We start from the raw sequence: 2,292 nt of genomic DNA, 5'->3' as shown, positions 1-2,292 counted from the left end.
AAGTTGACGTAAGTGCTTGAAATACTTGGTATATAAATTGCAATGCATTTTACATGCCATCTTTTTATGTTTTGTGAAAAAATATCGCAAAATTTTAAAACCATGTTTGAACGGCTTCAAAAACAGTGAAACTTTAGTTTTCAAGGTGAAAGCTAAAATTGCATGATGGGATCTTTGAAGAACATCCAATTTTTATTTTTGACCGGCATACACATCTGCGTTTGATCATTTGATGGTTGAAATGGCTGATGAAGCAAATCGAGGGTGTTATCCAAAGGTTTCATGATGCAGATATAAACAATGTGTATAATGAGGTGATATATGATTCGCATCGGAATAAACGGTTTTGGCCGGATTGGCCGCCAGGTACTAAAGGCAATAACCGAAAGACAGTCAGGTAAGCTTGAGGTTGTAGCAATCAATGATCTTTTTGACGTTGAAACAAATGCTCATCTGTTTAAATATGATTCAAATTATGGGCGTTTTGCCGGAACTGTTGAGGCTGCAAAAGACGGTATAATGGTAAACGGAAAAATGATTAGGAATTTCTCATCACGTGACCCGGAACAAATTCCATGGGGCGGAGAAGGAGTGGATATTGTAGTTGAAAGTACCGGCCTTTTTACTAATGGTCCGAAAGCAGCCGCTCACATCAAGGCAGGCGCCAAAAAAGTAATTATATCAGCTCCGGCCAAAGAAGAAGATATTACGGTTGTTATGGGTGTTAATCATAAAAATTATAATCCCAAAAATCATCATATAATTTCAAATGCTTCCTGTACCACAAACTGCCTTGCTCCTCCGGCTCTTGTAATTCACAAAGCATTCGGTATTGAAAAAGGCATGATGACTACCGTTCACTCATACACCGGAGATCAGCGCCTTCTGGATATTGCCCATAAAGATCCGAGACGCGCCCGCGCAGCCGCTTTGAATATAATCCCAACCACAACCGGAGCCGCAAAAGCAGTTTCGCTTGTTATTCCCGATCTTGCAGGAAGGTTTGACGGATACTCCTTAAGAGTTCCCACGCCTACTGTTTCTATCGTTGATTTTGCAGCAATTCTTAACAAAAATACTGACACTGAAGAATTAAGAGCTGTACTTAAAAAAGCAGCCGAAACAGATCTGAAAGGTATCATGGCCTATGAAGAACAATCTCTTGTGTCCATGGACTTTAAAGGTGATTCCCATTCATCTATAATAGACGCTAAATTCACACAGGTTCTTGGCGGCAATATGGCCAAGGTTGTGACCTGGTATGATAATGAATGGGGTTATTCATGCAGAGTGGCCGACCTTGCTGCCTATATAGCAGATCAGGGGCTCTAAAATTTAAACTGCCGGGGTAATTGCAAAACGTTTTGTCATAACCGAATGCTTTTACCAAGTATTCATTTTAAGCGAATAGCAGATAATAAAATAATACATTTGCTGTTCGCTTAATAATTTCTAAAGCTCAACATAACACCATGCATCTTTTCCTCTAAAAGATATAGCGTTTATCATAATAATATTCCGATTGCTTAGTTGTAATTGGGTATGGGTACGTATGCTAACCGCAGAAAATTTATTAAAGGGCTTGGATGACGCCCCCAAATTTTAAAATAAAGTCTTACAGGCGGATACAATAAACGGCTTCGTGAGAGTAAATTATTTCGGGGCTGTAAGGATTTCCTGTAAGCGAATTTGCCGCCGTTGACGAAGGGCAGATTTTATTCCTGCGGATAGCATACGTACCCATACCCAATCGGAACAGATTTATGACAATTAGCTATATACTGAAAAGGACTGTCACTGGATTGTTGTTGCTATTAGAGATGCGGTCCAAAGTACTTGGAAGTCTCACATTTCCACCACAACCTTCTTCGCAAACTGCTTTCTACAAAGACATTATATAAAATCGCATAAAAGCATAGACGTCACTATTACTACTCCCAAAAAAAATATACTCCCGAAGACAAATTGAAAATCCCATTGCTTTACTTAGCATAATACTTTAATAATATGGTATATTATGGATATAAACTTAAAATATAAAGGGCGTCAGTTCGCAGTAACAGTTGTTTCATCTATCGGGTTAAAGTTCCGTCCGGGTAATTGTCCGTGCACCCGGTAGTTCAAGGGAGCGGCGTTCTGGCAACAGAGGGCCGTGAGTTCCCAATTGGCAAAACGGCAGGCCGTAGCGAAAGTGAACCTATAAGTAGCCTCGTGAATAGAACGAAGATGCCGACCCAGTGGACGTGTGGGGAAGGCCGAAGTCTGGCAGATTGGAAAACGGAAGCATTTGCC

Annotated in this window: 2 protein-coding genes; both read left to right on the top strand. The window is 40.4% G+C overall.

The features are described from left to right. Positions 1-321: 321 nt before the first annotated feature. Entirely contained in the window at positions 322-1,332 is a 1,011-nt protein-coding gene (gene gap / locus VXK47_RS05080) for a type I glyceraldehyde-3-phosphate dehydrogenase (protein WP_435547691.1), read from the top strand. Between the two features lie 774 nt (positions 1,333-2,106). Then, positions 2,107-2,292, top strand: a 186-nt coding sequence (locus tag VXK47_RS05075) for a hypothetical protein (protein WP_435547690.1), incomplete at its 3' end; no start/stop codon positions are given.

This window comes from Desulfobacterium sp. N47, from assembly GCF_051233685.1.
In the GTDB taxonomy this organism is placed as follows: domain Bacteria; phylum Desulfobacterota; class Desulfobacteria; order Desulfobacterales; family RPRI01; genus RPRI01.
Note: the sequence above shows the minus strand (reverse complement) of the source record. Positions and strands in the feature narration are given on the sequence as shown.

What these genes read in the sequence shown, in the direction of transcription:
- gap (WP_435547691.1), top strand. Translation starts at nt 322, where the DNA reads ATGATTCGCATCGGAATAAACGGTTTTGGCCGGATTGGCCGCCAGGTA.